This window comes from Brevibacillus sp. MCWH (genome assembly GCF_013096935.1).
Lineage (GTDB): Bacteria > Bacillota > Bacilli > Brevibacillales > Brevibacillaceae > Brevibacillus > Brevibacillus aydinogluensis.
In genome coordinates this window covers 1-475 of record NZ_SDLF01000130.1, presented here as the reverse complement: position 1 = coordinate 475, position 475 = coordinate 1, and the positions used below count along the sequence as shown (strand labels likewise).

General features: G+C 29.5%; 1 protein-coding gene. It reads right to left on the bottom strand.

The features are described 5' to 3' along the window. Nucleotides 1-475 (bottom strand): hypothetical protein (locus tag ETC00_RS19715; RefSeq protein ID WP_171567736.1); only part of this gene is annotated, 475 nt, incomplete at both ends.

Sequence of the window (475 nt, the reverse complement as noted above, 5' to 3'; positions counted from 1 at the left end):
GTTAATGGACTTAGTTTATCAGTACCATCATCTTCAACTTTCATATACCATTTTAATCCTAAAACTTCACACCATGTTTTGAAGTTAGTCACAGTCATTTTAGTATCTTTCTGTAGCCCACTTTTCAAGTTGTTTAAGTCGTAAGGACTATCGAACTTATGACGGTAATTCTTTAAATTTATTTTCTTATCATTAATAGCTTTCTTTACTACATACTTTAGAAAGTCATCTGTATCTTTTATAGTCACTGTAAATATTTCTCTATTGTTGTTCATAACCTCAACAATTTCTTTATTTAAGAAATTTTCCTTTTCTCTCTCTATTGTGTCAAATATTTTTGTAGGATCGAAATCGACAATTTTATCAACTGAATACATCTCCTTATCTAAATCTGTCACAGGATCATAGAATTCAATAGTTGATGTACCGTTTTCTTCGACTATATAAATACTGCGAGGTTTAGGATCTTTTTCAA